21 protein-coding genes are annotated in these 25406 nt (G+C 70.1%); 11 read left to right on the forward strand and 10 right to left on the reverse strand.

Annotated elements, in window-relative coordinates; all coding sequences use genetic code 11:
• Positions 1-434 precede the first annotated feature (434 nt).
• Together ABZS69_RS44675 and ABZS69_RS44680 are read left to right on the forward strand one after the other, a co-directional pair.
• Positions 435-2558 (forward strand): histidine kinase, encoded by a 2124-nt coding sequence (locus tag ABZS69_RS44675; RefSeq protein ID WP_355383781.1) that lies wholly within the window; start codon positions 435-437, stop codon positions 2556-2558.
• Positions 2559-2569: 11 nt separating this feature from the next.
• Positions 2570-3217 carry a response regulator transcription factor gene (locus ABZS69_RS44680; RefSeq protein WP_355383784.1) on the forward strand — a complete coding sequence of 216 codons (648 nt, stop codon included), beginning with the start codon at positions 2570-2572 and terminating at the stop codon, positions 3215-3217.
• 356 nt (positions 3218-3573) lie between these two features.
• On the opposite strand, the gene ABZS69_RS44685 is transcribed toward ABZS69_RS44680, so the two are convergent.
• Together ABZS69_RS44685 and ABZS69_RS44690 are read right to left on the reverse strand one after the other, a co-directional pair.
• Entirely contained in the window at positions 3574-4320 is a 747-nt protein-coding gene (locus tag ABZS69_RS44685) for a methyltransferase (protein WP_355383787.1), read from the reverse strand.
• A 471-nt stretch (positions 4321-4791) separates the two neighbouring features.
• The gene (locus ABZS69_RS44690; RefSeq protein WP_355383790.1) at positions 4792-5793 is read right to left on the reverse strand and encodes a hypothetical protein; all 1002 of its coding nucleotides are present in this window, start codon (positions 5791-5793) and stop codon (positions 4792-4794) included.
• Positions 5794-5978: 185 nt separating this feature from the next.
• On the opposite strand from ABZS69_RS44690, the gene ABZS69_RS44695 reads away from it, so the two are divergent.
• From ABZS69_RS44695 to ABZS69_RS44720, 6 genes are read left to right on the forward strand one after another with little or no spacing between them, the layout of a single operon-like run.
• Entirely contained in the window at positions 5979-7043 is a 1065-nt protein-coding gene (locus ABZS69_RS44695; protein ID WP_355383793.1) for a LacI family DNA-binding transcriptional regulator, read from the forward strand.
• Positions 7044-7057: 14 nt separating this feature from the next.
• A complete protein-coding gene (locus ABZS69_RS44700) occupies positions 7058-8665 on the forward strand; it encodes an FAD-dependent oxidoreductase (RefSeq protein ID WP_355383796.1) in 1608 nt (535 codons plus the stop codon).
• 33 nt (positions 8666-8698) lie between these two features.
• Positions 8699-9961, forward strand: coding sequence for a sugar ABC transporter substrate-binding protein (locus tag ABZS69_RS44705; RefSeq protein WP_355383799.1), 1263 nt, complete (start codon positions 8699-8701; stop codon positions 9959-9961).
• Between the two features lies 1 nt (position 9962).
• Positions 9963-10904: a sugar ABC transporter permease gene (locus ABZS69_RS44710; protein WP_355383802.1), complete on the forward strand. Its 942-nt coding sequence runs from the start codon at positions 9963-9965 to the stop codon at positions 10902-10904.
• Positions 10894-11724: a carbohydrate ABC transporter permease gene (locus ABZS69_RS44715; protein WP_355383805.1), complete on the forward strand. Its 831-nt coding sequence runs from the start codon at positions 10894-10896 to the stop codon at positions 11722-11724. Before ABZS69_RS44710 ends, ABZS69_RS44715 begins: the two co-directional genes overlap by 11 nt.
• Positions 11725-11726: 2 nt before the next feature.
• Positions 11727-13580, forward strand: coding sequence for a hypothetical protein (locus ABZS69_RS44720; RefSeq protein ID WP_355383808.1), 1854 nt, complete (start codon positions 11727-11729; stop codon positions 13578-13580).
• 43 nt (positions 13581-13623) lie between these two features.
• On the opposite strand, the gene ABZS69_RS44725 is transcribed toward ABZS69_RS44720, so the two are convergent.
• The 4 genes from ABZS69_RS44725 to ABZS69_RS44740 all read right to left on the reverse strand — a co-directional run bounded on the left by ABZS69_RS44725 (position 13624) and on the right by ABZS69_RS44740 (position 19036).
• On the reverse strand, positions 13624-14403 hold the full coding sequence (locus ABZS69_RS44725; RefSeq protein ID WP_355383810.1) for a pentapeptide repeat-containing protein: 780 nt from the start codon (positions 14401-14403) through the stop codon (positions 13624-13626).
• Between the two features lie 119 nt (positions 14404-14522).
• Positions 14523-16295 (reverse strand): NAD+ synthase, encoded by a 1773-nt coding sequence (locus ABZS69_RS44730; protein ID WP_355383813.1) that lies wholly within the window; start codon positions 16293-16295, stop codon positions 14523-14525.
• Positions 16296-16327: 32 nt separating this feature from the next.
• Complete coding sequence (locus ABZS69_RS44735) at positions 16328-17779, reverse strand: BTAD domain-containing putative transcriptional regulator (RefSeq protein ID WP_355383816.1); 1452 nt, start codon at positions 17777-17779, stop codon at positions 16328-16330.
• A 63-nt stretch (positions 17780-17842) separates the two neighbouring features.
• Positions 17843-19036, reverse strand: a complete 1194-nt coding sequence (locus tag ABZS69_RS44740; protein ID WP_355383819.1) for an MFS transporter — start codon at positions 19034-19036, stop codon at positions 17843-17845.
• 59 nt (positions 19037-19095) lie between these two features.
• On the opposite strand from ABZS69_RS44740, the gene ABZS69_RS44745 reads away from it, so the two are divergent.
• Complete coding sequence (locus ABZS69_RS44745; RefSeq protein ID WP_355383822.1) at positions 19096-20058, forward strand: DUF5937 family protein; 963 nt, start codon at positions 19096-19098, stop codon at positions 20056-20058.
• Here ABZS69_RS44745 and ABZS69_RS44750 read toward each other — a convergent pair.
• On the reverse strand, positions 20049-21095 hold the full coding sequence (locus tag ABZS69_RS44750; RefSeq protein WP_355383825.1) for a terpene synthase family protein: 1047 nt from the start codon (positions 21093-21095) through the stop codon (positions 20049-20051). The two genes, ABZS69_RS44745 and ABZS69_RS44750, sit on opposite strands and share 10 nt — an antisense overlap.
• A gap of 8 nt (positions 21096-21103) precedes the next feature.
• Positions 21104-21649 (reverse strand): hypothetical protein, encoded by a 546-nt coding sequence (locus tag ABZS69_RS44755; protein ID WP_355383828.1) that lies wholly within the window; start codon positions 21647-21649, stop codon positions 21104-21106.
• Between the two features lie 153 nt (positions 21650-21802).
• Between ABZS69_RS44755 and glnA the strand changes: the two genes are divergently transcribed.
• Entirely contained in the window at positions 21803-23164 is a 1362-nt protein-coding gene (gene glnA, locus ABZS69_RS44760; RefSeq protein ID WP_355383831.1) for a type I glutamate--ammonia ligase, read from the forward strand.
• Here glnA and ABZS69_RS44765 read toward each other — a convergent pair.
• Positions 23161-23511 (reverse strand): YciI family protein, encoded by a 351-nt coding sequence (locus tag ABZS69_RS44765; RefSeq protein ID WP_355383834.1) that lies wholly within the window; start codon positions 23509-23511, stop codon positions 23161-23163. The two genes, glnA and ABZS69_RS44765, sit on opposite strands and share 4 nt — an antisense overlap.
• A gap of 71 nt (positions 23512-23582) precedes the next feature.
• The gene (locus tag ABZS69_RS44770; RefSeq protein ID WP_355383837.1) at positions 23583-24173 is read right to left on the reverse strand and encodes an AAA family ATPase; all 591 of its coding nucleotides are present in this window, start codon (positions 24171-24173) and stop codon (positions 23583-23585) included.
• A gap of 383 nt (positions 24174-24556) precedes the next feature.
• Here ABZS69_RS44770 and ABZS69_RS44775 point away from each other — a divergent pair, with 383 nt between their 5' ends.
• Complete coding sequence (locus ABZS69_RS44775) at positions 24557-25270, forward strand: hypothetical protein (RefSeq protein WP_355383840.1); 714 nt, start codon at positions 24557-24559, stop codon at positions 25268-25270.
• The last annotated feature ends 136 nt before the right edge of the window (positions 25271-25406 follow it).

The following is a 25406-nucleotide window of genomic DNA, read 5'->3' on the forward strand; positions in this document are numbered from 1 at the left end:
CTGACGCCGCTCCGGGGCTCGATCGTGCCGCAGGTATCGATCCAGCTCCGGGCACTTGCGCTGCTCGGACGGCTCGTGCAGCTCGGCTGGTTCGCGCTGCTTGGGCGGCTCGCGCTGCTTGGGCGGCTCGCGCTGCTTGGGCGGCCCGTGCAGCCCGTGCAACTCGGGCAGTTAGTTCAGCTCGGGTCGTTCGCGCCGCTCGGGTGGTTTGCGCTGCTCGGCTGGCTTGCCCTGCTCCGGCGGCCTGACCGGCTGGCGTCGCCACCCCGCTACCTGGGACTTCTACATGGACTTCGATCACCCAGGCGACGCTGCCGCACCCGACACCAGCACCACATCGAACCCATGACCGCATTCCACCGACCCCGGGTGGACCCAAGATGTACGACCGTGGTCCGATGCCCCGCCCAACATCACGCCGTTACCATCGGCCCATGCAGGTCACCCCACCCCTCCCGCTACTGAGGCGGGTGCCGTCCGGCGTCTGGACGGCGCTGGCCTGGTGCGCGGGCCTGGTGCTCACGTTCCTGATGCGCATCAGGCTGCCAGGCGAGGGAGAGCCCGCCCACAGCCCGGGCGCGTTGCTCTTCCACTGGGACGGCCTGTCGCTCCTGCTGGTGGCCACCGCGCTGGTCGTGGCAGGCAGCATCATGCTGGACCGCCGCCCACTCCCGGCCTTGACCTTGCTGCTGGCCGCCTCCGCCGTGGCGTGCGCTCCGCTGGGCGTGGGGGAGATCCCCTTGGCCCAGTTCCTGGCGGTCGACGCCGCCTTGTACTTCATCGCGGCCACCGCCCCACGCCCTACGAGCATCGCGGCCATCGCCATGTCGCTGACCATGCTGGCGGGCTATTTAGGGACACGGCTGCTGTTCGGCTGGGTCGTCGGGACCTCGGCGGAGCTCGCCGTGGCCATGATGGCCGTCATCGCCTGGCTGGTCGGCCGCTCGGTGCACCAGGCCCATGACCACGCCGAGAGCCTGCGCGCCCAGGCCACCGCCCAGGCGATCACCAGCGAACGCCTCCGGATCGCCCGTGAGCTCCACGACATGGTCGCGCACAGCATCGGCATCATCGCTCTGCAGGCCGGCGCCGCCCGACGGGTGATCGACACTCAGCCCGTACGCGCCCGTGAAGCGCTGGGCGAGATCGAGACGGTCGGCCGGGAAACACTGTCCGGCCTACGCCGGATGCTGGGCGCCCTCCGCCACCCCGACCCGGCCCGCCCACGAGAAACGACTCCCATTACTCACCCCGAGCCAGCCCGGCCACGTCAGAGCGCTTCGTCCGACCACCCCGCACGGGTCGGCCATAGGCAGTCGGCGCTCTCCGATCAGCCTGCACCAACCGGGCAACGACCGGATGCGCCGACCACTCGGCCGACGCCGGTCGAAGCACGCCTCGGCCAGCGCGTGCGGGTTGAGAAGGGACCGGGTGCGTCGCCCGGCGGCTCTACGGCACTGGAGGAGGGCCAGGCGCCCTCGGCTATGTTCTTTGGCCAACCCGGATCTGGCCAGGTGCCGTCGGCTGCGTTCCTTGGTCAACCCGGATCTGGCCAGGTGCCGTCGGCTATGTTCCTTGGCCAACCCGAATCTGGTCCTGCACCTTCGATGGTGCCGATCGATGTGGGATTCGCGCCGGCCGGGCTGGCGGACCTGGAGCGGCTGGCCGCGACGACGACGGCCGCCGGTGTTCAGGTCCAGGTGCGTTGGCTGGGTGTACGACGTTCGATCCCTCCGGAGATCGACATGTCCGCGTACCGCATCGTCCAGGAGGCCGTCACCAACGTCACCCGCCACGCCGGGCATCCCTCGTGCCAGGTGACCATCGACTTCGGTGACGAGGAGCTGGCCATCGAGGTCCTCGACCCCGCACCAAGCCCTCTCCCCGACCTTTCCCCCGACCCCGACCTGGGCCTTCCCGAGTCCCCTGCTTTCGGCCCCAGCCCTGCTGCCGGCCGCGATCCCCGCTGCGGCCTTAGCCTCAGCGAGCCGGGCATCGGATCCAGTGGGTCGCTTCCCAGTTCCTGTGGGTCGGATGTTGGTTCCAGCGGGTCGCGCGTTGGCTCTAGCGGGTTGGGCCTCTGTTCCAGCGGGTCGGGCCTGGGTTCTGGCGGGTCGGGGGTTGGCTCTGGCGGTGCTGGTGCTGGTGGGATGGGTGTTGGTTTCAGTGGTGCCCGTGCCGGTGCCGGTGCTGGTGGGCCGGGTGTTGGCTCCGGTGATGCTGGTCCCGGTTCTGGCGGGGCGAATCTAGGTTCTGGCGGGGTGGGACTCGGTTCCAGTGGGTCAGGCCCCAGTCCCAGCGGGCCGATCCTTGGCTCCGACGGGCCGATCCTTGGCTTCGATGGGCCGAACCTCAGCCATCGGTGGGGCTCTGGGGCTGGGCGTGGCACTGGGCTTGGTGGGGGCCGGGGGCGGGGGCGTAAGGCGCGGGTCGGGTATGGGCTGGTTGGGATGCGTGAGCGTGTGGCTCTGCTGCACGGTGTCTTCTCTGCCGGGCCATGTGAGGAAGGCGGCTTTCGCGTGGTGGCTCGCCTACCCATGCAGGCGCGGGTGCGATGAGCGTTCGTGTGATGCTGGCCGATGATCAGCCGCTGATCCGTACTGCCCTGCAGATGGTCATCACCGACGCTCCGGATCTTGAGCTCGTCGGCGAGGCGGGAACGGGTGCGGAGGCGGTTCGTCTTGCCGAGGAACTGCGGCCCGACGTCGTGATGATGGACATTCGTATGCCTGGCATGGACGGTATCGAGGCCACCCGCTTGATCACGGCCGGTCCCGCCGATGCGCGCGTCATCGTCCTGACGACGTTCGACGAGGACGACTACGTCTACGGTGCGTTGCGATCCGGCGCGTCCGGGTTTCTCGTCAAGGACATGGCGCTGGATGACATTCTTGCGGCGATTCGGGTGGTCGCCGCCGGGGATGCCTTGATTGCGCCGAGTGTCACCCGTCGGCTGATCGAGGAGTTCGCCGCTCGCCCTCACCCCGCTCCACGGCAGCGGCCCCTTAATGGCATCACCGATCGGGAGCGTGAGGTGCTGACCCTCATCGCGCGTGGGCTGTCCAATACGGAGATCGCCGCCGACCTGGTTCTGAGCGTTGCCACGGTCAAGGCGTACGTGACGAGGTTGCTGACCAAGCTGCAGGCGCGCGATCGCGTTCAGCTCGTCATCATCGCTTACGAAGCGGGCTTGGTGTCATCGTCCCGCGACGGATAGGACGGAAAGATGGCGTATTGACCTGCACTTACCGTCTGTGCGTATCCCATGATGACTTCGCCTATTGTCCTGAAGTGATCACGTTGAGTGGGAATGCTGGGTGTGTGACAGGTATGTGGCAGGAGTTGATGGGTGACGGATACCGCTTCCTGCGGAGGGTGAGGTGATCGCCGGGTCGACACAGCCTGCAGCCGTTCCTCGTCAGGGGCGATGGTGTTGAGAGCGGGCCGATCGGCGTCTACCTGCGGGACCTGGCCTTGAGCGACATGAGTCCATTGACTGTTCGAAGCTACGTCTTCGACCTGCTGCGGTGGTTCCAGGTGCTTCTCTGCACCTTGTCAAGCGGTAGGACGTGGTCAGGCTGCCGCAGCAGTTTGAGTTAGGCGGAAGGTGAAGTAGTCGACTTTCCAGCCGTCTTTGATGAGGTCTTGGTGGGCCATGGTCTGTCTGGTGAATCCTTCTTCGTCGATGAGTTGCTTGAGGTAGGCCAGGTCACCCGATGTGCTGAAGAAGCTCAGCATGCGTCCGTTGGGTGTCAAGTATCGTCTGGCGTTGCGAAAGAACGTCGTCATAGCCCGGTAGTTCTCATCAGTGGTGGCGGCCTCGAACAGGTCACGCGCGGCGAACCATCGAAACGGCGGGTCGAAGATGATCAGATCGAACCGGCCATCGACGTGGCTGAACACGTCACTGTGGCGGGTCTCCATCCGGTCAGCCACATTGTTGCGTTCGGCGTTGTCTCGAGCGGTCTGGACGGCAATCGGGTTGATGTCGACGGCCAGAACTCTGCTAGCTGTCGAGGCGGCCAGGATGGCGTTGACACCGCAACCGGTGCCCATGTCGAGGACCTGGTCGTCGGGACGGACCTCGTTCAACACGACCTCACCCAGAAGATGCGACATGCCGGTGATCGGCTGCACTTCGGGCGGAACCACGAGAGTCCTGCCGAGGTAGGTGAAGGTCTGGCCGGAGCCAGCCTCGGTCTTGGCAGCCTCGTAGGCGCGCTGATGCCACTGGCGGATCCGTTCTGCCTCGGCAGCTGAGAGCATCGGGGTGTAGGCGGAGTCGGTTGGCCGAGAGCGGGGCGGGTCGGTATGAGCCATGCCGGAACCCTACTGAAGCGAATAACACAGGCGCTTGCGCTGAGGGACTGCGGAGACTGATCTGCTGGCTGTTGTTGTGTACGGCTGCCTGGCTGGTGTCTGGTCGATCTGCCGGTGGGCTGTCGCTGTGTACGGTTGCCCGGCTGGCGTGCGGCTGGCCTGCTGGTGGGCTGTTGTTGTGTACGGCTGCCCTGCCGATGTCCGAGCGATCTGCCGGTGGGCTGTCCTTGTGTACCGCTGCTCGGCCGATGCTCGGGCGACCTGTCGGCGGGTGAGGTGAACGGCGGTGGTGGGGTGGGGTGGGGTGGGAGGACCGTATGCGTAGGTCGAAGCGGTGGGAGTTGGAGACGGAATGATCCGGGGCCGTGGACATCGGGGGGAGCACGGCCGATCGGGAAACCCGCAGTCCCTCGGGTCCTGCTGTCCGCGATCATCGCCGTGTCGGCTCCCGGCCCTGCCGCCGAGCGGGGGTCAGACTGCTCGGGCGATGCAGATGCGGGCGTTCAGTCGTGGCCCTGCCTCGTAGAACATGTACTCCACCCCGTCCTGGGTGCCGAACGACGGTGCCGCCACTCTGCCGTTGTCCGAGGGAATGGGGGAGTGGAAGACGCCGAGGTGTGTCTCCCTGTCGAACGCGTTGCCGACCTCGGTGATCCGCATCCTGCCGTCGTTGCCGTGGTAGGCCACGTAGGTTGTTCCGTTGCGTTTGACGAGGGTCGGGCCGGAGATGTCGGTCAGGCCGTCGGGCTCGGGGTTCACCAGCGGGGTCGCGCTGAACTGCCAGCCGTCCCAGCCGTTGGGCGACCAGCCGTAGAAGATGCGGCGGCCGTTGCGCAGGCCCATGAAGATCATCACGTACTTGTTGTCGCGTCCGGGCAGTTGATGCTCGAAGACCCGCGCATAGGAGGTCTCGGAGGTGCCGGGCACCAGGCGGGTGCTGAGGATCGGGGTCTCGTCGGTGAAGGTGACGCCGTCGGTGGAGCGGGCCACGCGCGTGGTGAAGTTCTCGCCGTGGAAGTAACAGAAGAACTGGCGGGTGGCGGCGTCCCAGGTCACGTGGGGTGAGGACACGTGTGAGACCGTGGTGGTCGGCAGGCGGTTGTCGATGATCGGGTTGCCCGAGTAGTCGTCGAAGGGGCCTGCCAGGGAGTTGGCGAAGGCCACGCAGATGCCGCCCGGGTCCTCATGCGGGGCGTAGTAGAGGTAGTAGCGCGCCCGGGGATTGCTGAGCTTGTCGTACACCCCTCTGATGCAGGGGAAGATGAACTCGCCCGTCGGGTTGTGGCTGAGCGGCAGGGCGAGCGCGTCGCGCAGATACCGGTAGGTCGGCATCCCGGCTGGTCCGAGGCCCAGTCGCGCGGCCGGGCCCGATGCCGCGTTCGCGGTCGGTCCGAGGCCCAGGCCGGTGGCCACGCCCGCGGCCGCGCCCAGTAACAGGGTCCGCCGGCGGATCAATGGGTGGGGAGTGTCCACGTCCTCTCCTTCACGCTGCGTCGCGGTGAGGACTCACACGCTCTCCCTCGGTGGAATGCCGCGTCAAGATGCTAATACGAATTAATCGAGGAAAATCCCCTCTTGACAGCACACGGCGCCATGCGAAAGATAGGGGCCTACCAAGTCGCTAATGCGCATTAACGAATCATGGGAGCACACAGACGGTGACTGGCCCCGGCCGACGTCTCACACAGCAGGACATCGCCAAGATGGCCGGCGTGAGCCAGACGATGGTGTCCCTCGTGCTGAACAAGCGAGGTGACGCCGCAGTGCGGATCGCCCCCGAGACCCGCGAAAGGGTCCTGCGGGTGATCAAGGAGACCGGCTACGTGGCCGATCCCGCCGCCCGGCGGCTCGCCGAGGGCCGCAACCGCATCCTCGGCGTGTTCACCTACGAGTCGGTCTTCCCCACCGAGAGCGCCGACTTCTACCACCCGTTCCTGGGCGGCATCGAGGAGTGCGCCGAGGAGATCGGCTGCGACCTGCTGCTGTTCACCAGCGCAAGGGCGGTCTCGGGGGCGCGACGGAAGATCTTCAACGAGGAGAGCCGCGTGCGGCTGGCCGACGGCTGCCTGCTGCTCGGCCGTACGGTCGACCGTGAGGACCTGGCCCGGCTGCTGGCCGAGGGGATCCCGTTCGTCTCCGTCGGCCGCCGCGACGACGCGGGCGGGCCGGTGCCGTACGTGGGGGCCGACTACCCGGCGGCGGTCCGGACGCTGGTCGAGCGGGCGGTGGCCCTCGGCCATCGGCGTCTGGCCTACGTCGGGGCGGGCACGGGCGGCGAGTCCAGGGCCGACCGCCTGCGCGGGTTCCACGAGGGGGTGGCGGCGGGCGGCGCCGACGGCCTTCGCGGGTTCCACGAGGGGATGGCGGCGGGCGGTGTCGACGGCCGCCATCTCCCGCCCGAGGCGCCCCTGGAGGACCTGGTCGCGGCCGGGGTGACAGCGGTCTTCGTCGAGGAGTACGCCGACTGCGTCGCGCTGGCCAGAGCGGCAGGGGAGCGCGACATGGAGATTCCCCGCGACCTGTCCATCCTGACCCTGGGCGCGTTCACCCGGCCCGTCCAGGCCGACACCGACTTCACGGGATTCCGCATCCCCAGGCGCGAGATGGGCCACAGAGCCGTAAAACTGCTGGCCGAAGTGCTGGAGACCGGCGGGAGCCCACAGGAACTGCTCCCCTGCGAGCTGATCGCCGGCAGCACGCTGGCTCCGGCACCCGGAATGTGACAGGAGACCCCCACGTGGTTGAGATATCGGCAGACGCGGCCATCGTCGGCGGCGGGCTGGGCGGCGTCGCCGCCGCACTGGCCCTGCTGCGGGCCGGTCGCACGGTGGTCCTCACGGAGGAACACGACTGGCTCGGCGGCCAGCTCACCAGCCAGGCCGTACCGCCCGACGAGCCCTCCTGGGTGGAGCGGTTCGGCGTCACGGCGAGCTACCGGGCCCTGCGCGAAGGCATCCGGCGCTACTACCGCGACCACTACCCGCTCACCGAGCGGGCGCGGGCGCAGCGGGAGTTCAACCCGGGAGCCGGTCATGTGAGCCGCCTGTGCCACGAGCCCAGGGTCGCGGTCGCGGTGATCGAGGCGATGCTCGCCCCCTACCGGGGCTCGGGCCGGTTACGGGTGCTGCAGCCGTACCGGCCGGTGGGCGCGGAGGTGGACGGCGACCGCGTCACCTTGGTACGGCTGGCACATCGCGACGACGACGCCGAGCAGGTCGTGTTGCGCGCGCCGTACGTGCTGGACGCGACCGAGACCGGCGAGCTGCTGCCCCTGACTGGCACCGAGTACGTCACCGGATTCGAGTCACAGTCCGAGACGGGCGAGCCGAGCGCGCCCGCCGAGGCGCAGCCGCTGAACATGCAGGCCGTCTCCGTCTGCTTCGCGGTCGACCACGTCGACGGCGACCACACGATCGACCGGCCCGCCTCCTACGACTTCTGGCGGGCGTACGAGCCGCCCTTCTGGGGCGACAAGCTGCTGTCGTGGCGGTGCCCGAACCCGCGCACCCTCGCGATCATGGAACGTTCCTTCACGCCCAATCCCGACGACGACCCCCAGCTCGTCGAGGCCGACCAGCGCGTCAACCCGGGCGACGCCAACCTGTGGACCTTCCGCAGGATCGCCGCGCGCCGCAACTTCACGCGGGGCGCCTACGCCAGCGACATCACCCTCGTCAACTGGCCGATGATCGACTACCTGGAGGGGCCGGTCATCGACGTGCCGGATGCCGACCGGCACCTGGCGGCCGCCCGCGAGCTGTCCCTGTCGGTGTTGTACTGGCTGCAGACCGAGGCCCCCCGCCACGACGGCGGCACCGGATACCCGGGCCTGCGGCTGCGCGGCGACGTCACCGGCGGCGCCGACGGGCTCGCCCAGGCGCCCTACATCCGCGAGTCCCGGCGCATCCGGGCCCTGACCACCGTCACCGAACAGGACCTGTCCGTGGCGGTACGCGGCGACAAGGGCGCCGTCTCCTATCACGACTCGGTGGGGGTGGGCATGTACCGCATCGACCTGCACCCGTCGACCGGCGGCGACAACTACATCGACGTCGCCTGCTCCCCGTTCGAGATCCCCCTCGGGGCGCTGGTCCCGCAGCGGATGACCAACCTGCTGCCCGCCGGCAAGAACATCGGCACCACCCACATCACCAACGGCGCCTACCGCCTGCATCCGGTGGAGTGGAACGTCGGCGAGGCGGCCGGCGCGCTCGCCGCCTTCTGCCTGGACCACGCCACCACGCCGCACGCCGTGCGCGCGAACGACCGGCTCCTGGCCGACTTCCAGCACCGGCTCGGCCGCGACGGCGTGGAGCTGCGCTGGCCCGACGTCACCGGTTACTGAAGTCGTCATCGACGTCAGAAGGAGAAACCCCCCATGAAAGCATCCGGGAAGCTGGCGGCCCTTTCGCTGACCGCCCTCCTCGTGGCCACCGCCTGCGGCGACGGCGGCACCACGCAGGCCGCGCAGGGCCCGCAGCCGCTGCGCATGTCGATCTGGACCTCCAACGAGGCCCACCTGAAGCTGTTCAACGAGATCGCCGCCGAGTACCGCAAGTCCCACCCGCAGGTCGGCGCGATCACCTTCGACCCCATCCCGTTCGAGAACTACACGACCACGCTGACCACGCAGATCGCCGGCGGCAACGCCCCCGACCTGGCCTGGATCCTGGAGAACTCCGCCCCGGACTTCGTCGGCTCCGGCGCGCTCGTCCCGCTCAAGAGCAAGATCGAGAACGTGGGCGAGCTGGTCCCGGCCGCCACCCGGCTGTGGGAGCGCGACGGAGAGCTGTACGCCTACCCGTTCTCCACCTCGCCCTTCGGCGTCTTCGTCAACACCGACCTGGTCAAGGCCGCGGGCCAGAAGTCGCCGCGCGAGCTGATGAAGGCCGGCCAGTGGGACTGGGAGCACGCCAACGAGATCAACAAGGCCGTCGCGGCCAAGGGCAAGAACGGCCTGACGATCCTCAACTTCGACTACAAGGCCTGGGACAACCTCGCCACCGTCTGGCAGGGCTGGGGCGCCAAGGCGTGGAGCGACGACGGCGCCACCTGCCAGTTCAACGCGCCCGAGATGGTCGAGGCCATGACGTTCGTGCACAAGGCGATCTTCACCGACAAGTCCATGCCGGGGCCGGGCACCGCCGTCGACTTCTTCTCCGGCGACACCGCGATGGCCGTCGCCCAGATCTCCCGCGCCGCCATGCTGAAGGACGCGACCTTCAAGTGGGACCTGGTGCCGCTGCCCGCCGGGCCGAAGGGCGAGTACGCGGTCATCGGACAGGCCGGGATCGGCGTGCTGAAGAAGCCGCCGAGGGCCCAGCAGGCCACCGACTTCCTCGCCTACTTCGCCAACGCCGCCAACTCCGCCAAGCTCGCCGCGTACTTCCCGCCGGCGCGCGGCTCCCTGCTGACCGCCGACACCATGGCCAAGACCAGCCCCATGCTGAACGGCGACCAGCTCCAGAAGGTCGTGATCGACGGCATCGAGAAGGGCGTGGTCAAGCCCAGCCACACCGGCCAGGCCGAGCTCGCGCAGACCGCCAGGGCCGCCCTCGACCCGCTGTGGAAGCCGGACGCCGACGTCAAGGCGGTGCTGGACGGCGTGTGCGCGAAGATCCAGCCGCTGCTGGGCGGATGACGTGGCGGCCACGGACCTCGGCGGACGGGTGGCCGCACGCGCCGCCACCCGGCCCCGCCCCTTCTGGACCGTCCCCCGGCGCGACGCCCTCGTCGGCTACCTGATGGTCTCGCCGCAACTCGTGGGCAGCGTGCTGTTCGTCCTGCTGCCGCTCGGCCTGGTCGTCTACTACAGCCTCCAGGAGTGGAACGTGCTGGCGGGCACGTTCGAGTACGTCGGCGGCGAGAACTACGCCAAGCTGCTCGCCGACCCGAAGATGGGGCAGGTGCTGACCAGCACCGCGCTCTTCTCGGCCGGGCTGGTCGTGCTCAACCTCACCCTCGCCCTCGCCCTGGCCATCCTGCTCGACCAGCGGCTGCGCGGCACCACGTTCTTCCGCACGCTGTTCTTCTCGCCGGTGCTGGTGTCGCTGGTCGCCTGGACGATCGTCTGGCAGTTCCTGCTCCAGCAGGACGGCGGCGTCAACGGCCTGCTCGGCGCGGCGGGCGTCGACGGGCCCAACTGGCTGCGCGGCGAGACCACCGCCCTGCTGTCGGTCATCGTGGTCCAGGTCGTCAAGAACGTGGGGCTCAACATGGTCCTGTTCCTGGCGGCGCTCCAGGGCGTGCCCCGCCAGCTGTACGAGGCCGCGCAGCTCGACGGCGCCGGCGCCTGGACCCGATTCCTGCGCATCACGGTGCCGCAGATCAGCCCGACGATCCTGCTCACCTCGATCATCACCGTGGTCGGCTCGCTGCAGGTGTTCGCCCAGATCGCCGTGCTCACCCAGGGCGGGCCCGGCATGTCCACCACGGTCCTCGTCTACTACCTGTACCAGCAGGCCTTCCAGTTCCGGCATCTCGGCTACGGCGCCACCCTGTCGGTCCTGCTGTTCCTGATCGTCGCGGCGCTGACACTGCTGCAGTGGCGGCTGCGCCGGAAGTGGGTCTTCCATGAGTCGTAGGGTCAAGCTCGCGCTGTACGCGCTGCTGTGCGTCATGTGCGTGCCGTTCGTGTTCCCGACCTGGTGGATGGTCACCTCGTCGGTGAAGCCGATCAGTGACATCTTCGCCTTCCCGCCCGCGCTGGTGCCCTCCCGGTTCGACTTCTCCACCTACGGCCGGGTCTTCGAGCTGCAGCCGTTCGGGCAGCAGTACCTCAACAGCCTCTACATCGCGGCGGTGGTGACCGCCGGCACGATGGCGGTGGCCGCGACGGCCGGCTACGCCTTCGCCCGCGTCCGCTTCCCCGGCCAGAACGTGCTCTTCCTGGTCGTGCTCGTCGGCCTGCTGATCCCCAGCGAGGTGACGATCGTCCCGCTGTTCCAGATGTTCCACACGGCGGGGCTGACCGACACGCACTGGCCGCTGATCCTGGTGCCGATCCTGGGCGCGCCCAGCGTGCTGGCGACGTTCATCATGCGGCAGTTCTTCATCACGCTGCCCGGCGAGCTGGAGGAGGCCGCCAGGGTCGACGGGCTCGGCCGCTTCGGCACCTTCTGCCGGGTGGCGCTGCCGCTGGCCAGGCCCGCGCTCGGCGCCGTCGCCATCTTCACGTTCCTGCACTCGTGGAACCTCTACCTCGAACCGATCGTGTTCCTGTCGACCCCGTCGAAGTTCACCCTGCCGCAGGCGCTCACCCAGTTCGTCGACGCCTACGGCTCGCCCCTGTGGAACGTGCAGCTCTCGGCCGCCACGATGACCGCCCTGCCCATCCTGGTCGTCTTCGTGCTGGCCCAGCGGCAGTTCATCGAGGGGCTCGCGCACACCGGTCTGAAAGGCTGACCATGCTCTCCCGCCGTACCCTCCTGCGCGCCGCCGCCCTGCTCCCGGCCGTCCCCGTGCTCGCGCCCGGCGCCGCCTACGCCGATCTGGCGCCGCTGCCCGGTCTGGACCGCAGGTCGTTCGCCCCCCACGAGCAGCGCTTCGCGCCGTACCTGGCCACCCTCGCGCCCATGGTCAACGACATGGACGACAGCGGTTTCTTCGCCGGCGGCTGGTGGCGTTCGCCGTCGGCGCCGTACAACGCCCGGGTGCAGGAGCACGTCTTCACGCTGGCCTGGTTCCACGCCAACGCCCGCCCCTGGAACCCGTACGCCGGGGACGCGAGCCTGCTGGCCGCGCTCGACGCGGCGCTCGGCCACTACCTGTCGCTCCAGCACGCCGACGGCTCCTTCCCCGAGTACAACCGCAACGAGCACGGCCTGGCCCCCACCGGGTTCGGCATCGGCTACCTCGCCAAAACGCTGCGGATCCTGCGCGCGACCGGGGCGCTGCCCGCCCGGCAGTCCCAGCTCGCCGCCGCCCTGCGGACGGCGATGACGTGGTTCCTCGACCCCGCCAACCGCACCGTCTGGCAGGAGCCGCTCAACTACGCCAACCAGACCGCCTCCGGCCTGGCCGGGGCGTCGCTCGCGCTCAAGCTCGACCCCGACCCCGCGCTCGCCACGAGCCTGAGCGAGGGGTTCGCCAGGATCGCCGCGACCGGAGTGAGCACCGCCGGCTTCTTCCACGAGGAGGGCGGCCACGACATGAACTACAACTTCGAGGTCATGCTGCCCGAGCTGGCCGACGCCTACCACCAGAGCTCGGACCCGCACCTGGTGGGCATGGCCCGCAGGTTCACCGGCTTCCTGTCCTACAACCTGCTGCGCGAGCCCGACGGCGCCGGGTACCTGGTCAACGTCGCGCCCTCCACCCGCACCAGCACGCGCTGGTACGACGAGGTCAGGCCCGACCCCGACAGGACCGCCCTCAACTGGACCTTCACCCGCCAGGTACCGCTGCTGTCGGCGTTCATGACCGCCCGCGAGGACCTCGCCGAGGCCCGCGCCGCCTGGTCCGCGTCCACCGAGCCGGTGACACCGCTCGCCAAGCAGGACACCTCACCGCGCATCCTCACCCACGGCCTGTACGACGAGAGCTTCCCCACCAGGCGGCAGCGGGCCGCCGCCATCGCGGATCTGCCCTACCTGCGCTCGGACGACTTCGTCGAACTGCGCAGGGACAGGGGCCAGGACTTCCTGTACGTCCGCAAGCCCGGCCTGTACCTGGGCGGCTACTTCGGCGCCCGCGCCTCCCGCGCCCGCACCGGCCTGACCTTCCTGTGGCATCCCGAGGCCGGCACGATCATCTGCGGGCTCAACGACAACAACTACGCCTGCTGGTCCACCGTCTTCCCCGGCCAGGCGCCCGACTCCAACGGCCCCCTCCCCGCCACCTACTTCCGCGGCGCCCCCGGCGGCGGCGAGTGGACCGGCGGCCGGGCCCCCGCGGCCTTCGGCATCCGGTACGGCAACGCGAACGTCACCACGGACGTCCTGGTCACCCGCCGGACGATCCGGCGTACGGTCACGGCGAACGCCGCGGCCACCGAGCAGATCCCCCTCGTCCTCCGGCCCGAGGACGCCCTCACCTTCACCGACGGCACGCGGGCCGCGTTCGGCGGCTCGACCACCGCCACCGCCGACGGCTTCGACGTGCGCCGGGGCCGCACCACGATCCGCTTCCGCTGGGGCGGCCCGCTGCAGGCGACCGTGGCGGCCGGCAGCGTGCGCTACTTCCGCGACGGCGCCCGCCGCTTCCACGCCCTCCGAGTCCCCCACCAGGGCACGTTCGACCTCACGGTCATCCTGGGCTGACGCGACCTCACGGGCTTGGAGCGCCGCTGAAGCCCGGACAGGGTTAGGAGGCGCGGGGTTTGGCGGGGGTGCGGGGGAGGCCCACGGCGCCGTCGGTCTGGGCGTCGCGGAAGACGGCGCCGTCCAGTTTCGCGCCGGTGAAGTCGGCCTGGCGGAGGTCCGCGCCGGTGAAGTCGGCGGTGCGGAGGTCCGCGTCGGTGAAGCGGGCCCGGGGCAGGACGGCGTCCTTGAAGTCGATGCCGCGCAGGTCCACGCCGGACAGGTCGGCGGAGCGGAGCGTGACGCCGTCGGCGGCCACCGGGCCGGTGGCCACGGGGCCGCGGTCGGAGCTGTGGTCGCGGCGGCCGAGCACGGTCAGGGCGGCCTCGACGGTCAGGTGGGGACGGGGGGTCGCCTGCCCGCGGGCCCGGTCCTGCAGGTACGCGGCGATGCTCAGGGTCGCCTTCCAGGCGAAGGCCGGCGCGTCGTGGGCGACGTCCTCCAGCTCGTAGAGGCCCTGGACGCGGGCGCTGGAGTCGCTGGACCTGAGGTCCTTCAGCGCCTTGTCGTAGCGGGCCTGGAGCTGCTTCTCGGTCTCGAGCGAGACGGTCTGGGAGCTGAAGTAGAACGTGCCGACCAGACCGGCCAGGGACAGCGCGGCGGTGACGAGGGAGCCGACCTGCATGAGCATCGTCCGGGTGGCGGTCACCGCCTCGGCCCGCTGGTCCGGCGGAAGGTTCTTGACGTCGGAGGTCATCTGGCGGGTGACGGGGCCGAGCAGCGCCACGATGGCCACGACCGAGCCGGCGACCGCCACCCCCAGCACGATCATCAGCAAGGTCATGTCCCGCCTCTTCCGCTCATAAGGCCCGGGGCCCAAAGGGCCGGCCGGGCCATATTAGCGACGCGGAGTTGACGATTTCCTGGGTTGATCGTCCTGTTGTGATATGCGGTTATCGCCGTTTAGTCAGCGGTTTCGCGCCATCTGTTGGTGATGGGGAGGCGGCGGTCGCGGCCGAAGTTCTTCGGGGTGATCTTGGGGCCGGGCGGATACTGGCGGCGCTTGTACTCGGCCAGGTCGACCAGCCTGATGATCCTCGTGACCAGCTCCGGATCGTGGCCGGCCGCGATGAGCTCCGCCGAGCCCATGTCCTTCTCCACGTAATCGTCCAGCAGGCGGTCGAGGATTTCGTAAGGAGGCAGGGAATCGGTGTCGCGCTGGTCGGGGCGGAGCTCGGCGCTCGGCTCCTTGGTGATGGAGTTTTCCGGAATGGGAGTTTTGGCGTCGAGCATGAATTGCGGCAGCGAATTGGCGTTGCGCCACCTCGAAAGGTCCCACACCATCGTCTTCGGAACGTCCTTGATGGGGGCGAAGCCGCCGGCCGAGTCGCCGTACAGGGTCGAATAGCCCGTCGCCAGCTCGCTCTTGTTGCCGGTCGTCAGCACCAGGTGGCCGTGCTGGTTCGACAGGCCCATGAGGATCATGCCGCGCACCCTCGCCTGGAGGTTCTCGGCGGCCAGGCCCGAGAGCTCGATCTCCTTCTCGAAGGCGTCGACGATGTCGGCGATCGGGGCGATCCGGGAGTTGACGCCCTGCCTGCGGACCAGCTCCTCGGCGTCGGCCAGGGAGTGGTCGGAGGAGTAGCGGGAGGGCATGAGCACCACGTTGACGCGCGAGGGGCCGATGGCGTCGGAGGCGATGGTGGCGGTCAGGGCCGAGTCGATGCCGCCGGACAGGCCCAGGATGACCGACTGGAAGCCGTTCTTGGCCACATAGTCCCGCACGGCCAGGACCAGGGCCGCGTACACCTCGCCGTGCAGGTCCAGGTGCTCCGCGACCGCCGGGGGCGCCGGTTCGTACGGCTCCACGGGGGCGGAGGAGAGCACCAGGCGCTCGACGGTGATCGTGGAGCCGTCACCCGCGTCATAGGGGAAGGAGCCCGGCTCGGCGTCCGAGGTCGGCAGCTCCAGGTCCACGGTCAGCAGCTCCTCCCGGAACTGGCCGGCCCGCGCCACCAGCTCGCCCGAGGCGTCCACCACGATCGAGTCGCCGTCGAAGACCAGCTCGTCCTGGCCGCCGACCTGGTTGACGTAGACGAGGGCGCAGCCCGCCTCGCGCGCCCGGCGCGCGCACAGCTCCAGGCGTACGTCGTCCTTCTCCTTCTCGTACGGCGAGGCGTTCGGCGCGACCAGCAGCCCGGCGCCCGCCTGGCCGACGACGGCCACGGGGCCGCCCTCCTGCCAGAGGTCCTCGCACACCGCGATCGCCACGTCCACCCCGTGCAGGCGGAAGATCGGCAGCCGGTCGCCGCGCACGAAGTAGCGGTATTCGTCGAACACGCCGTAGTTGGGCAGGTGATGCTTGGCCGTGCGGGTCACCACCTCGCCCTTGTGCAGCAGCGCGGCCGCGTCCAGCGGGGCGCCCTTCGGCTGCCCGACCCGGGGAGCCAGGCCGGCCCGGTCGACGTAGCCGACCACCACCGGCAGGTCGCCCAGGCCCTCCCGCTCCAGCCTGCGCGCCACCTCCTCCAAGGTCCGGATGCTGGCGTCCACGAAGGACGTACGCAGCACCAGGTCCTCCACGGGGTAGCCGGTGAGGAACATCTCGGTGAAGACGGCGAGGTGAGCCCCGCGGTCGGCGGCGTCGCGGGTCCACGCGACCAGCCGCTCGGCGTTGCCGTCAAGGTCGCCGACGGTCGGGTTCATCTGGGCCAGGGCGATACGCAGTTGTGCCACGCGCCAAGCCTAGTACGGCGGGATTTTTATCGTCAAAGCGACGAAAAGTAAGTCTTTTCCCCGGGTGTCACAAAACCTGACTCATACGCGGCCATAACCAGCTGTGCGCGGTCGAACAGCCCGAGATGCTCCAGGAGCGACTTGACCACGATGGCCACCTCCTCCTCCGGCAGGGAGAGCGTCTGGCCGATCAGGCGGTTCGTCAGGCCGCGGGCGACGAGTTTCAGCACGTCGAGCTGGGAGTCGGCGAGCCCGGCCAGCGCCGGGGGAGAGTCCGGGTCGACGCGTCCCGCGAACGCCGCGATCAGCCGGGTGGTGATCGTCGGGTCGATGAGCGCGTCCCCGGCGGACGCGGCCCTGATCGCGGCCAGGAACTGCTCGGGAGCCGACGTTTTCAAGATGAATCCGCTCACACCCGCCCGTAACGCCGCATACAGGTTCTCGTCGCTGCCGAACGTGGTCATCATGATCACCTTGGGCGGCCGGTTTTCGGACAGGATCCGGCGGGCGGCGGCCAGGCCGTCCAGGCGGGGCATCTGGATGTCGAGCAGCACCACGTCCGGGCGGGTCTCGGCCACGAGCGCGATCGCCTCCTCGCCGTCGGCCGCCTCGCCGGCCATCGTCACCCCGGGCTCGGCGTCCAGCATCGCCCGCACGCCCGCGCGTACGAGCGCCTGGTCGTCGGCCACCAGCACCCGCAGCGGCACGCCGGTGGACGCCGCCTCCGGAGGCGGCGGCGGATCCTCCAGGCGCTGGGCGAGCATGTCGGCCTCCAGGCGCTGCAGGCCCGCCGACAGGTCGAGGCCCAGCTCGTCCCGCCACACCGAGCGGGCCCTGCGCAGCGCCGCCAGCGCGTCGCCCTGGCGCCCCAGCCCGTAGAGCGCCGTGGCGAGCAGCCGCCACGCCTCCTCCCGCAGCGGGTACGCCGACGCGTGCGCCTCCAGGTCGGCCGCCAGCGACGTCGCGCGGCCCAGCGCGAGACCCGCCCCGGCCCGGCGCTCGACGGCGATCAGCCGCAGCTCCTCCAGCCTGGCCGCCTCCGTCGCGGCCCAGCTCAGCTCGCCGAACTCGGCCAGCGCCGGCCCCCGCCACAGCCCCAGCGCGGTGTCCATGGCCGCCCACACCCGGCCCGGGTCGCCCTCCGACTTCGCCAGGGCCTCGAACCGCCACGCGTCCACCTGCTCGGTCCCGGCCCGCAGGGCGTATCCGGGCGGCGCGGAGACCAGCACGCGGGCCTCCTCGCGGGGCGCGCGATCGGGTTCGAGGGCGCGGCGCAGGCGGGAGACGTACCCCTGGATGGTGGACAGGGCCTGCGCGGGCGGCGCGCCCGGCCAGAGCTCGTCGATGAGGGTGTTCACGGGCACGGCGCGGCCGCCGGCGACGAGCAGGCGCGCGAGCACCGCCCGCTGCCGCTGGCCGCCGAGATCGAGAGGGGCGCCGTCGGCCCAGGCCTGGAACGGTCCCAGCGCGGTGAATGTCAGCATGTCAGCCGTAACTTTAGAGGGAGACGGTGCTTGGGTATATGCCGAATTCTCCCAATACGGCGGTCAGCGGCGTCTGATCGCGGGTCCGAGCAGCAGCATGCCCGCCGCCGACAGCACCCCCACCCCGCCGATCGTGAACCACAGCGCCTGGGAGCCGATCTCCAGCAGCGGCCCGCCGATCAGCGGCGCCAGCACCGCCGCCAGCGACCACGCGAACCCGAACAGCCCCGAGTACCGTCCCCGCAGCTCGGCCGGCGCCAGCGTGGCCACGACCGTGCCAGGGATGCCAGCCGTGATGACCTCGCCCGCCGTCCACACCACGATCGTGACCGCCAGCCCGAGCGTGGTCTCCACGAACGCCGTCATCGCGAACCCGAGCGCCATCACCGACAGCCCCAGCGCGAACATGCGGGCCGGGTCCCGGCGCCCCAGCCACGCCGACACCAGCGGCTGCACGAGGACGATCAGCACCCCGTTCACGGCCATGGCCAGCCCGAACTCCCCGGGCGACAGCCCCACGACCTTCGTCATCGCCACCGGCAGCATGGTGATCGTCTGCGAGTAGACCAGCGCGTTCCCCAGCATCACCAGCGTGAACCCGATCATCACCCGGTCCCGCAGCACCACGCCGAACCCGCCCGCGGACTCGCGCGCCGCCGGCCTGGTCTCGGGGACGGCCCGCCACACCAGCACGGCGAAGACCACGCTCGACAGCGCGTCGATCCAGAACAGCCAGAGGAACCCGAGGCTCGCCAGCCAGCCCCCGGCCGTCACGCCGACCGCGAACCCGAGGTTGATCCCCCAGAACAGCAGCCCGTACGCCCGCGGCCGCTCCTCGGGCGAGACCAGGTCCGCGACGAGGGCGCTCGACGCGGGCCGGTAGACGTCCATCACCAGGCCGAGCACGAGCATCGAGGCCACGATCGCCGGCAGCGAGGAGCTGTAGCCGAGCGCCAGCAAGGTCGCGGCAGTGGCGAGCATCCCGCCCGACAGCGTGGCCCGGCGGCCGATCCGGTCGGCGAGCACCCCTGCGACCAGCTGCGACAGCAGCGACCCGATCCCGAACACGCCCATCACCAGGCCCGCCGCCGCCACCGACATGCCGCGGCTCTGCGTCAGGTAGACGCCGGTGAAGGGCATGACCATGGTGCCCAGGCGGTTCACCACCGTGCCGCCCCAAAGGGCCCAGAACGGGCGGGGCAGCCCGCCGATCTGGGACCGCAGAAATGACCTTCGCTCAAGAGTTGTGCTCGACACGGAACAAAGCCTGATGTTCCCGGTTTGCCGGGGCGAACGATTTAGTGCAGGCTAAAACCATGTCTGTCACATGGGTGCTGAAGCCGGAGGACGTGGCCCGGATCCGGTTCGCGTTCTCGCCGATGTGGGAGCTGGTCGCCAGCCTGCGCACCCTCCAGGGCCCGTCCAGGCACTCGATCCACCTGCCCTGGCTCAAGGCCGTGCGCCCCCGCCTGGCGGGGCTCGACCTGGCCGAGCTGTTCGCGCTCGTGCCGCCGAACGGCTACATCGCCGACTTCATCACCCCGCCGCCCGACACGCCGATGCCGGAGTTCGCCGCCGAGCTGGACCGGGTCAGGAGCGCCGATCCCGAGCAGGCCGGCGCGGAGGCGGCGAAGATCGAGGGGACCGACCGGGCCGTGATCGAGCGGTTCACGGCCGACCCCGAGGCGGGCGTGGCCAGGGTCGCCGCCACGCTGGAGGCGTACTGGGAGGCGTGCTTCGCGGAGTACTGGCCCCGCGTGTACGGGCTGCTGGAGCGCGACGTGCTGCGCCGGTCGCGGCAGCTGGCCCAGGGCGGGGCGCACGAGCTGTTCGCCGCGCTCGATCCGGCCGTGGTGTGGACGGGGGAGCGGCTGCTCATCGACCGGCCGTGGTGCGAGGCGGGCGGCCTGCACGGCGACGGGCTGGTGCTGGTGCCCAGCGCGTTCTGGGGGCCGGCCGTGGCGGTGATGACGGCACCGTACCAGTCGATGCTGGTCTACCCCGTGCTCGGCGTCGGCACGCTGTGGGAGCAGGGCCCGCCGCCCGCGCCCGGCGCGCTCGCCGCCCTGATCGGCAGGAGCCGGGCGCAGATCCTGCTCGCCCTCGCCGACCCCACCACGACCTCGGCCCTGGCCGCGCGCATGACACTCACGCCCGGCGCGGTCAGCCAGCACCTCGGCGTGCTCAGCGACGGCGGGCTCGCGGTGGGGATGCGGGTCGGCAAACAGGTCGTCTACCGCCGCACCCCCACGGGCGACACGCTGGCGGGTCACGCGTAGCGCTTGGACTCCAGCAGCCAGTCGAGGTGGGCGCGCGGCGCCGCCAGGTACGCGCAGGCGACCTTGCTGACGTCTCTCGCCTCCTTCGGCTCCAGGTCCTCCAGCGGCAGCCGCCGGGCGGCCTTGTGCATGTCCTGGCAGCGTGCGGCGATCCGGTCGAGCACCCAGGCCGTCGCCTCCCGCTCGCCGAGCCCGAGCTGGCGCATCGCGAGCACCACGAAGTTGTGCACGTCGCCGCGCTCCTTCGGCCGGGAGGCCACGTCGTTGCACCAGGCCGTGACGTCGCTGCACGCGTTCACCAGCTGCTGCCACGGCTCGCACTCGTGCACCCACACGGGCACCTCGACCCGCAGGCACGGCTCGACCAGGTCATAGAGGTACGGCCCCACGGTGCCCCTGCGCAGCGCCGGGTATTCCTCCAGCGTCGGCATCCGGCCCGCCGCCCGGTTGTCGGCCTCGGTGCGGCACGCGTCGTGCTGGCGCCGCAGCCCGACCGCGAACCTGGCCCGCCACCGGTCGCTCATCCGCGCGCTCGTCACCCGCCACAGGTCCGCGAACGCCGCCTCCAGCGGATGCCGGGCCGCGCCCCTGAGCATGCCGTCGAAGATGTCCAGCGGGCACGAGCCCTCGTCCAGCTCGTCGTCCAGGTGGAACAGCCACGTCAGCCACTGCGCGAACAGCGCCGCCGCGGCCGCGTCGAACTCGGCGAACGCCCGGCCCGCCATCCGGTGGTAGCCCACGCCTGGGGCCGCCCGCAGGCCGGTCCTCCTGGCCCAGTCGATGACCGCGGCCTCGATCGCGTACACGGCCGGGTGCATCCTGCACGGGGCCGCCATCGCGGGCACCCGCTCGGTGAGCGGCAGCAGCGCCGTCGCGGCCGAGCCGCCCCTGCGCGGCAGCGGCAGCACCGAGGTCAGGGCCGACCGCAGCGCGGTACGCACCGTGGCGAACACCGTGGTGCTCGTGGTGCTCGTGGTGGTGTTGTTCACAGTGTTCTTCACCGTGGTCTTCGCGGCGGTCTTCGCAGCTGTCTTCACGCCGGCCTTCACAGCGGGCCGAAGAGCCAGTTGCCCGCGGCGTTGGGGTCGTCGCCGCGGTAGTAGTCGGAGGCGGCCAGGACCAGCTCGTCCACGGTGAGCGTGCCCCTGCCCTCGCGGTCGAGGCGGTCGAAGGCCGCGTCCACGTCGTCGTACGCGACCCCGAACGCGCTCAGCATCGTGCGGAACTCGCCGGGGCCGATCTCCCCGTCGCCGTCGCCGTCGCACAGTTCGGCGACGGCCACCGTCGCCGGCCTGAACACGGAGTCGTACTGGTCGCCCGTGACGAACGCCGCCACCATCCCGGCGCGGAAGTCGGCGCGCGCGATGCCGAAGTCGACGTCGCGCTCCAGCGCCTTCGACAGGGTCGACCAGATCTCGTCGAAGCCGTCGACGAGGCTGGACCCGGTGACCGAGGTGGGGGACTCCCCGAAGCCCACCAGGATGCGGGCGCCCAGACCCAGCAGGTCCTCCCGCTCGACGACGCCGTTGCCGCTCGCGTCGATGTGGTCGAACGCCCGATCGAGCTTGTGATTGAGCAGGTCGATAGCCACCAATGCCTCCCCCGAGACTGACTGCGTGATCACAGTAAGCTCGGGGCGGGCCTTTGTCAGCGAGGCTCGCACCGGCGCCCCCCGTAACGTGTGCGAAACACGGGCACGGCATGCTGGTAGCTGTACCAGTACTGACAGATATGAGGGGACGCTGTGGACCGCCAGCAGGAGTTCGTGCTCCGCACGCTCGAGGAACGCGATATCCGGTTCATCCGGCTGTGGTTCACGGACGTGCTCGGTTTCCTCAAGTCAGTGGCCATCGCGCCGGCCGAGCTCGAAGGCGCGTTCGCCGAGGGCATAGGTTTCGACGGCTCGGCCATCGAGGGTTTCGCGCGTGTCTACGAGTCGGACATGCTCGCCAAGCCCGACCCGGCCACGTTCCAGATCCTGCCCTGGCGCAGCGAGACGCCGGGCGCGGGGCGGATCTTCTGCGACATCCTGATGCCGGACGGCTCGCCGTCCCACGCCGACCCGCGCTGGGTGCTCAAGCGCACGCTCGCCAAGTGCGCCGACATGGGCTTCACCTTCTACACCCACCCGGAGATCGAGTTCTTCCTGCTGAAGAACCGCCCGGAGGCCGGCGTGCGGCCCGAGCCGATCGACTCCGGCGGCTACTTCGACCACACGCCGCACAGCGCCGGCCACGACTTCCGGCGCCAGGCGGTGCTGATGCTGGAGTCGATGGGCATCTCGGTGGAGTTCAGCCACCACGAGGGCGCCCCCGGCCAGCAGGAGATCGACCTGCGCTACGCCGACGCGCTGACCACGGCCGACAACATCATGACCTTCCGCCTGGTCATGAAGGAGGTCGCCCTGGAGCAGGGCATCTGGGCCTCCTTCATGCCCAAGCCGTTCACCGAGCACCCGGGCTCCGGCATGCACACCCACATGTCGCTGTTCGAGGGCGACAGGAACGCCTTCTACGAGGCCGGGTCCGAATACCGGCTGTCCAAGATCGGCCGCTCGTTCATCGCCGGGCTGCTCAAGCACGCCGCCGAGATCACGGCCATCACCAACCAGTGGGTCAACTCCTACAAGCGGCTCTGGGGCGGCGCCGAGGCCATCGCGGGGCAGGGCGGCGAGGCGCCCTCCTACGTGTGCTGGGGCCACAACAACCGCTCCGCGCTGGTCCGGGTGCCGATGTACAAGCCGCACAAGGGCGGCTCGACGCGGATCGAGTTCAGGTCGCTCGACTCGGCGTGCAACCCGTACCTCGCCTTCGCGCTGATCCTGGCCGCGGGCCTGAAGGGCATCGAGGAGAGCTACGAGCTGCCCGCCGCCGCCGAGGACAACGTGTGGACGCTGACCAGCGCCGAGCGGCGGGCCCTCGGCATCCAGCCGCTGCCCGGCTCCCTCAACGACGCGATCGCGGTGATGGAGCAGAGCGAGCTGGTGGCCGAGACGCTCGGAGAGCACGTCTTCGACTTCTTCCTGCGCAACAAGCGCGCGGAGTGGCGCGAATACCGGCGGCACGTCACCGAGTTCGAGCTCGGCCGCTACCTGCCGGTGCTCTAGACGCTCCCCTGAAACTCGCGGACCTCGATCGGCAGCAGGGCCACCGCCGCGGCCAGCTTGCGGGCCCATTCCAGGGCCGCGTCCAGGTCCGGCGCCTGGATGATCGTGAAACCACCGATGTGCTCCTTGCCCTCCGCGTAGGGGCCGTCGGTGGTGAGCGGCTCGCCGTCGCGCATCCGCACCACGCGGGTCTGGGAGGGTGGCTGGAGCGCGCCGGAGAAGACCCAGGCGCCCGCGTCGCGCATCTCCTGCTCGACGGCGCCGATGTCGCGCATGATCGGGTCCAGGATCTCGGGCGGGGGCGGGGCTCCGTCGGGCTGGTGCATGCTGAGCACGTACTGCTTCATGTGACTTTTCCTTTCCGTCACCTCTTGCACGAACGAGGTGCGGCCATATCGACATCCGCCGCGCGGAAATCTCATCGGGTCGGCGTCGGCGTCCGCTCGAACACGATCTCCCGGAGCAGCCCGGCCTCGGCCCGGCCGATGACGCACGCCCCTGCGGCGGGCGCCGGGTCGCCGGACCTCACCCTCGTCAACAGGCTCTCCCACCTGCGCCGATGGCGCGCGAACGTCCTGGGCGCGACCACCCGGCCCCTGGTCACCTGCCCCGCCAGCGCCTCCTCCGGCGGCGCGTCGAGCAGGAGCAGGTGGAAGTCCGCGCGGTGCCTGCGGGCCAGCCAGGCGAAACCCCGCAGCACGTACGGCGCGCACCCCCGGTTGTGCGCGAGGACCGAGTGGCCCAGGCGCAGGGCGTGGCGGATGCGGCTCAGGTGAGTGACGAAGACCACAGCGCGGCGTACCGGCCCGGGAACCCAGCCGAGCCGTCCGTTCCAGTGCCGCTTGGACTGGTAGGAGTCGATCACCACGACCGTGCCGCTGGTGACGGGCAGGCTCTCCGCGCCGTGCAGCCCGTACAGGCGCCGCAGCAGCGTGGTCTTCCCCGCGCCGGGCAGCCCGGTCAGGATGACCAGCGACCCCGGCGGAAACCGTAACCTCGGCCCGTGCACAGACCCACCCCCGCTTCTGTCGTGTTGCTTACAGCTTCTCCGAGGTTGGCCCGGGGCGCGCACTCCGGATCGGCGGATCGGTCGCGGGGCGGGGGAAACCCGGGATAAGGTAAAGGCAACGCCTTGATCGGCCTCACTTCAGGCAAGCCTGGAGTGGGGCCGATTTTCGTTGCTTCTAACCCCTGAGTTACATCCTGGCGATGTGCGGCGCATAGCGTGTCGGTGGGTGGGAAGTTTCGGGCCCCTTCGAGGCGTTATGTGGTGGTGTCGATCAGCCTCAGGACCCCCGAGATCTGGTGAAACCGGGTGTCCGGTAAAATCGGCCTGCTCCTATTGACATTTCTGGACTTGTCGCCGTATGTGGCGATATTGGAGGGTGTGGCATGACGACGTCTGCCCTGCAGACAGTGCTGACGGTTCCCGAGCGTTTCCGGGGTCCGGCGGGAGTCGCCAACGGCGGCTGGATCGCGGGCACCATGGCGGAGGCGCTGAACGGGGGCCGATCAGCGGTCGAGGTCACGTTGCATGCGCCGACACCTTTGGAAACCGAGTTGCGCCTGGAGCACGTCGCCAACTCCGTCTCCCTCTCGGACGGCGACAAGCTCCTGGTCGAGGCCATCCCCGTGGCCGAGGACCTGGAGGGCCCGGGGTTCGTGCCGTTCAACGACGCGGCCCGCGCCGAGGCGGGGTTCGTGGGGCTGAAGGCCCACCCGTTCGCCGAGTGCTTCGCCTGCGGGCTGCGCGAGCCCGGTGACGGCCTGCGCATCTTCCCTGGCCCGGTGGAGGGCACGGATCTGGTGGCGGCCGGCTGGCGGGTGCCGTTCACGGTGACGGGCGAGGACGGCGTGCCCGCCTCGATCGTGGGCGCCGTGCTCGACTGCATCACCGGCTGGGCCCACTTCGGGCCGGGCGAGAGCGCCCTGCTCGGCCGCCTGGCCGTGCAGATCCACCGCCCGGTCTCCCCTGGCGGCCGCTACTCCGTCGTCGCCCGCCCGACCGGCCGCGACGGGCGCAAGATGTTCGGGCAGAGCGCCATCTACGAGGCGGACGGCACGCTGGTGGCCGCCGCCCGCGCCACGTGGATCGCTCCACGCTGACCCCGGCGATCCCGACGATTTCGGAACGGCCCCCGAGCACGGGTGTATTCGAGGGGTCGTCGCAACACGGTGAGCACTCACTGGCGGCGGCCAGCATAGCGAGCTGAGTGGGTTTCCGCAGTCCCGAGTTGCGGGG

It is taken from the genome of Nonomuraea sp. NPDC005650, from assembly GCF_040605375.1.
Lineage (GTDB): Bacteria > Actinomycetota > Actinomycetes > Streptosporangiales > Streptosporangiaceae > Nonomuraea.

Excerpts from the sequence above, each read along its gene's own strand:
- ABZS69_RS44675 (WP_355383781.1), top strand. The coding sequence starts at position 435 with ATGCAGGTCACCCCACCCCTCCCGCTACTGAGGCGGGTGCCGTCCGGC.
- ABZS69_RS44680 (WP_355383784.1), top strand. The coding sequence starts at position 2,570 with ATGCTGGCCGATGATCAGCCGCTGATCCGTACTGCCCTGCAGATGGTC.
- ABZS69_RS44685 (WP_355383787.1), bottom strand. The coding sequence starts at position 4,320 with ATGGCTCATACCGACCCGCCCCGCTCTCGGCCAACCGACTCCGCCTAC.
- ABZS69_RS44705 (WP_355383799.1), top strand. The coding sequence starts at position 8,699 with ATGAAAGCATCCGGGAAGCTGGCGGCCCTTTCGCTGACCGCCCTCCTC.
- ABZS69_RS44715 (WP_355383805.1), top strand. The coding sequence starts at position 10,894 with ATGAGTCGTAGGGTCAAGCTCGCGCTGTACGCGCTGCTGTGCGTCATG.
- ABZS69_RS44720 (WP_355383808.1), top strand. The coding sequence starts at position 11,727 with ATGCTCTCCCGCCGTACCCTCCTGCGCGCCGCCGCCCTGCTCCCGGCC.
- ABZS69_RS44725 (WP_355383810.1), bottom strand. The coding sequence starts at position 14,403 with ATGACCTTGCTGATGATCGTGCTGGGGGTGGCGGTCGCCGGCTCGGTC.
- ABZS69_RS44735 (WP_355383816.1), bottom strand. The coding sequence starts at position 17,779 with ATGCTGACATTCACCGCGCTGGGACCGTTCCAGGCCTGGGCCGACGGC.
- ABZS69_RS44745 (WP_355383822.1), top strand. The coding sequence starts at position 19,096 with ATGTCTGTCACATGGGTGCTGAAGCCGGAGGACGTGGCCCGGATCCGG.
- ABZS69_RS44765 (WP_355383834.1), bottom strand. The coding sequence starts at position 23,511 with ATGAAGCAGTACGTGCTCAGCATGCACCAGCCCGACGGAGCCCCGCCC.
- ABZS69_RS44775 (WP_355383840.1), top strand. The coding sequence starts at position 24,557 with ATGACGACGTCTGCCCTGCAGACAGTGCTGACGGTTCCCGAGCGTTTC.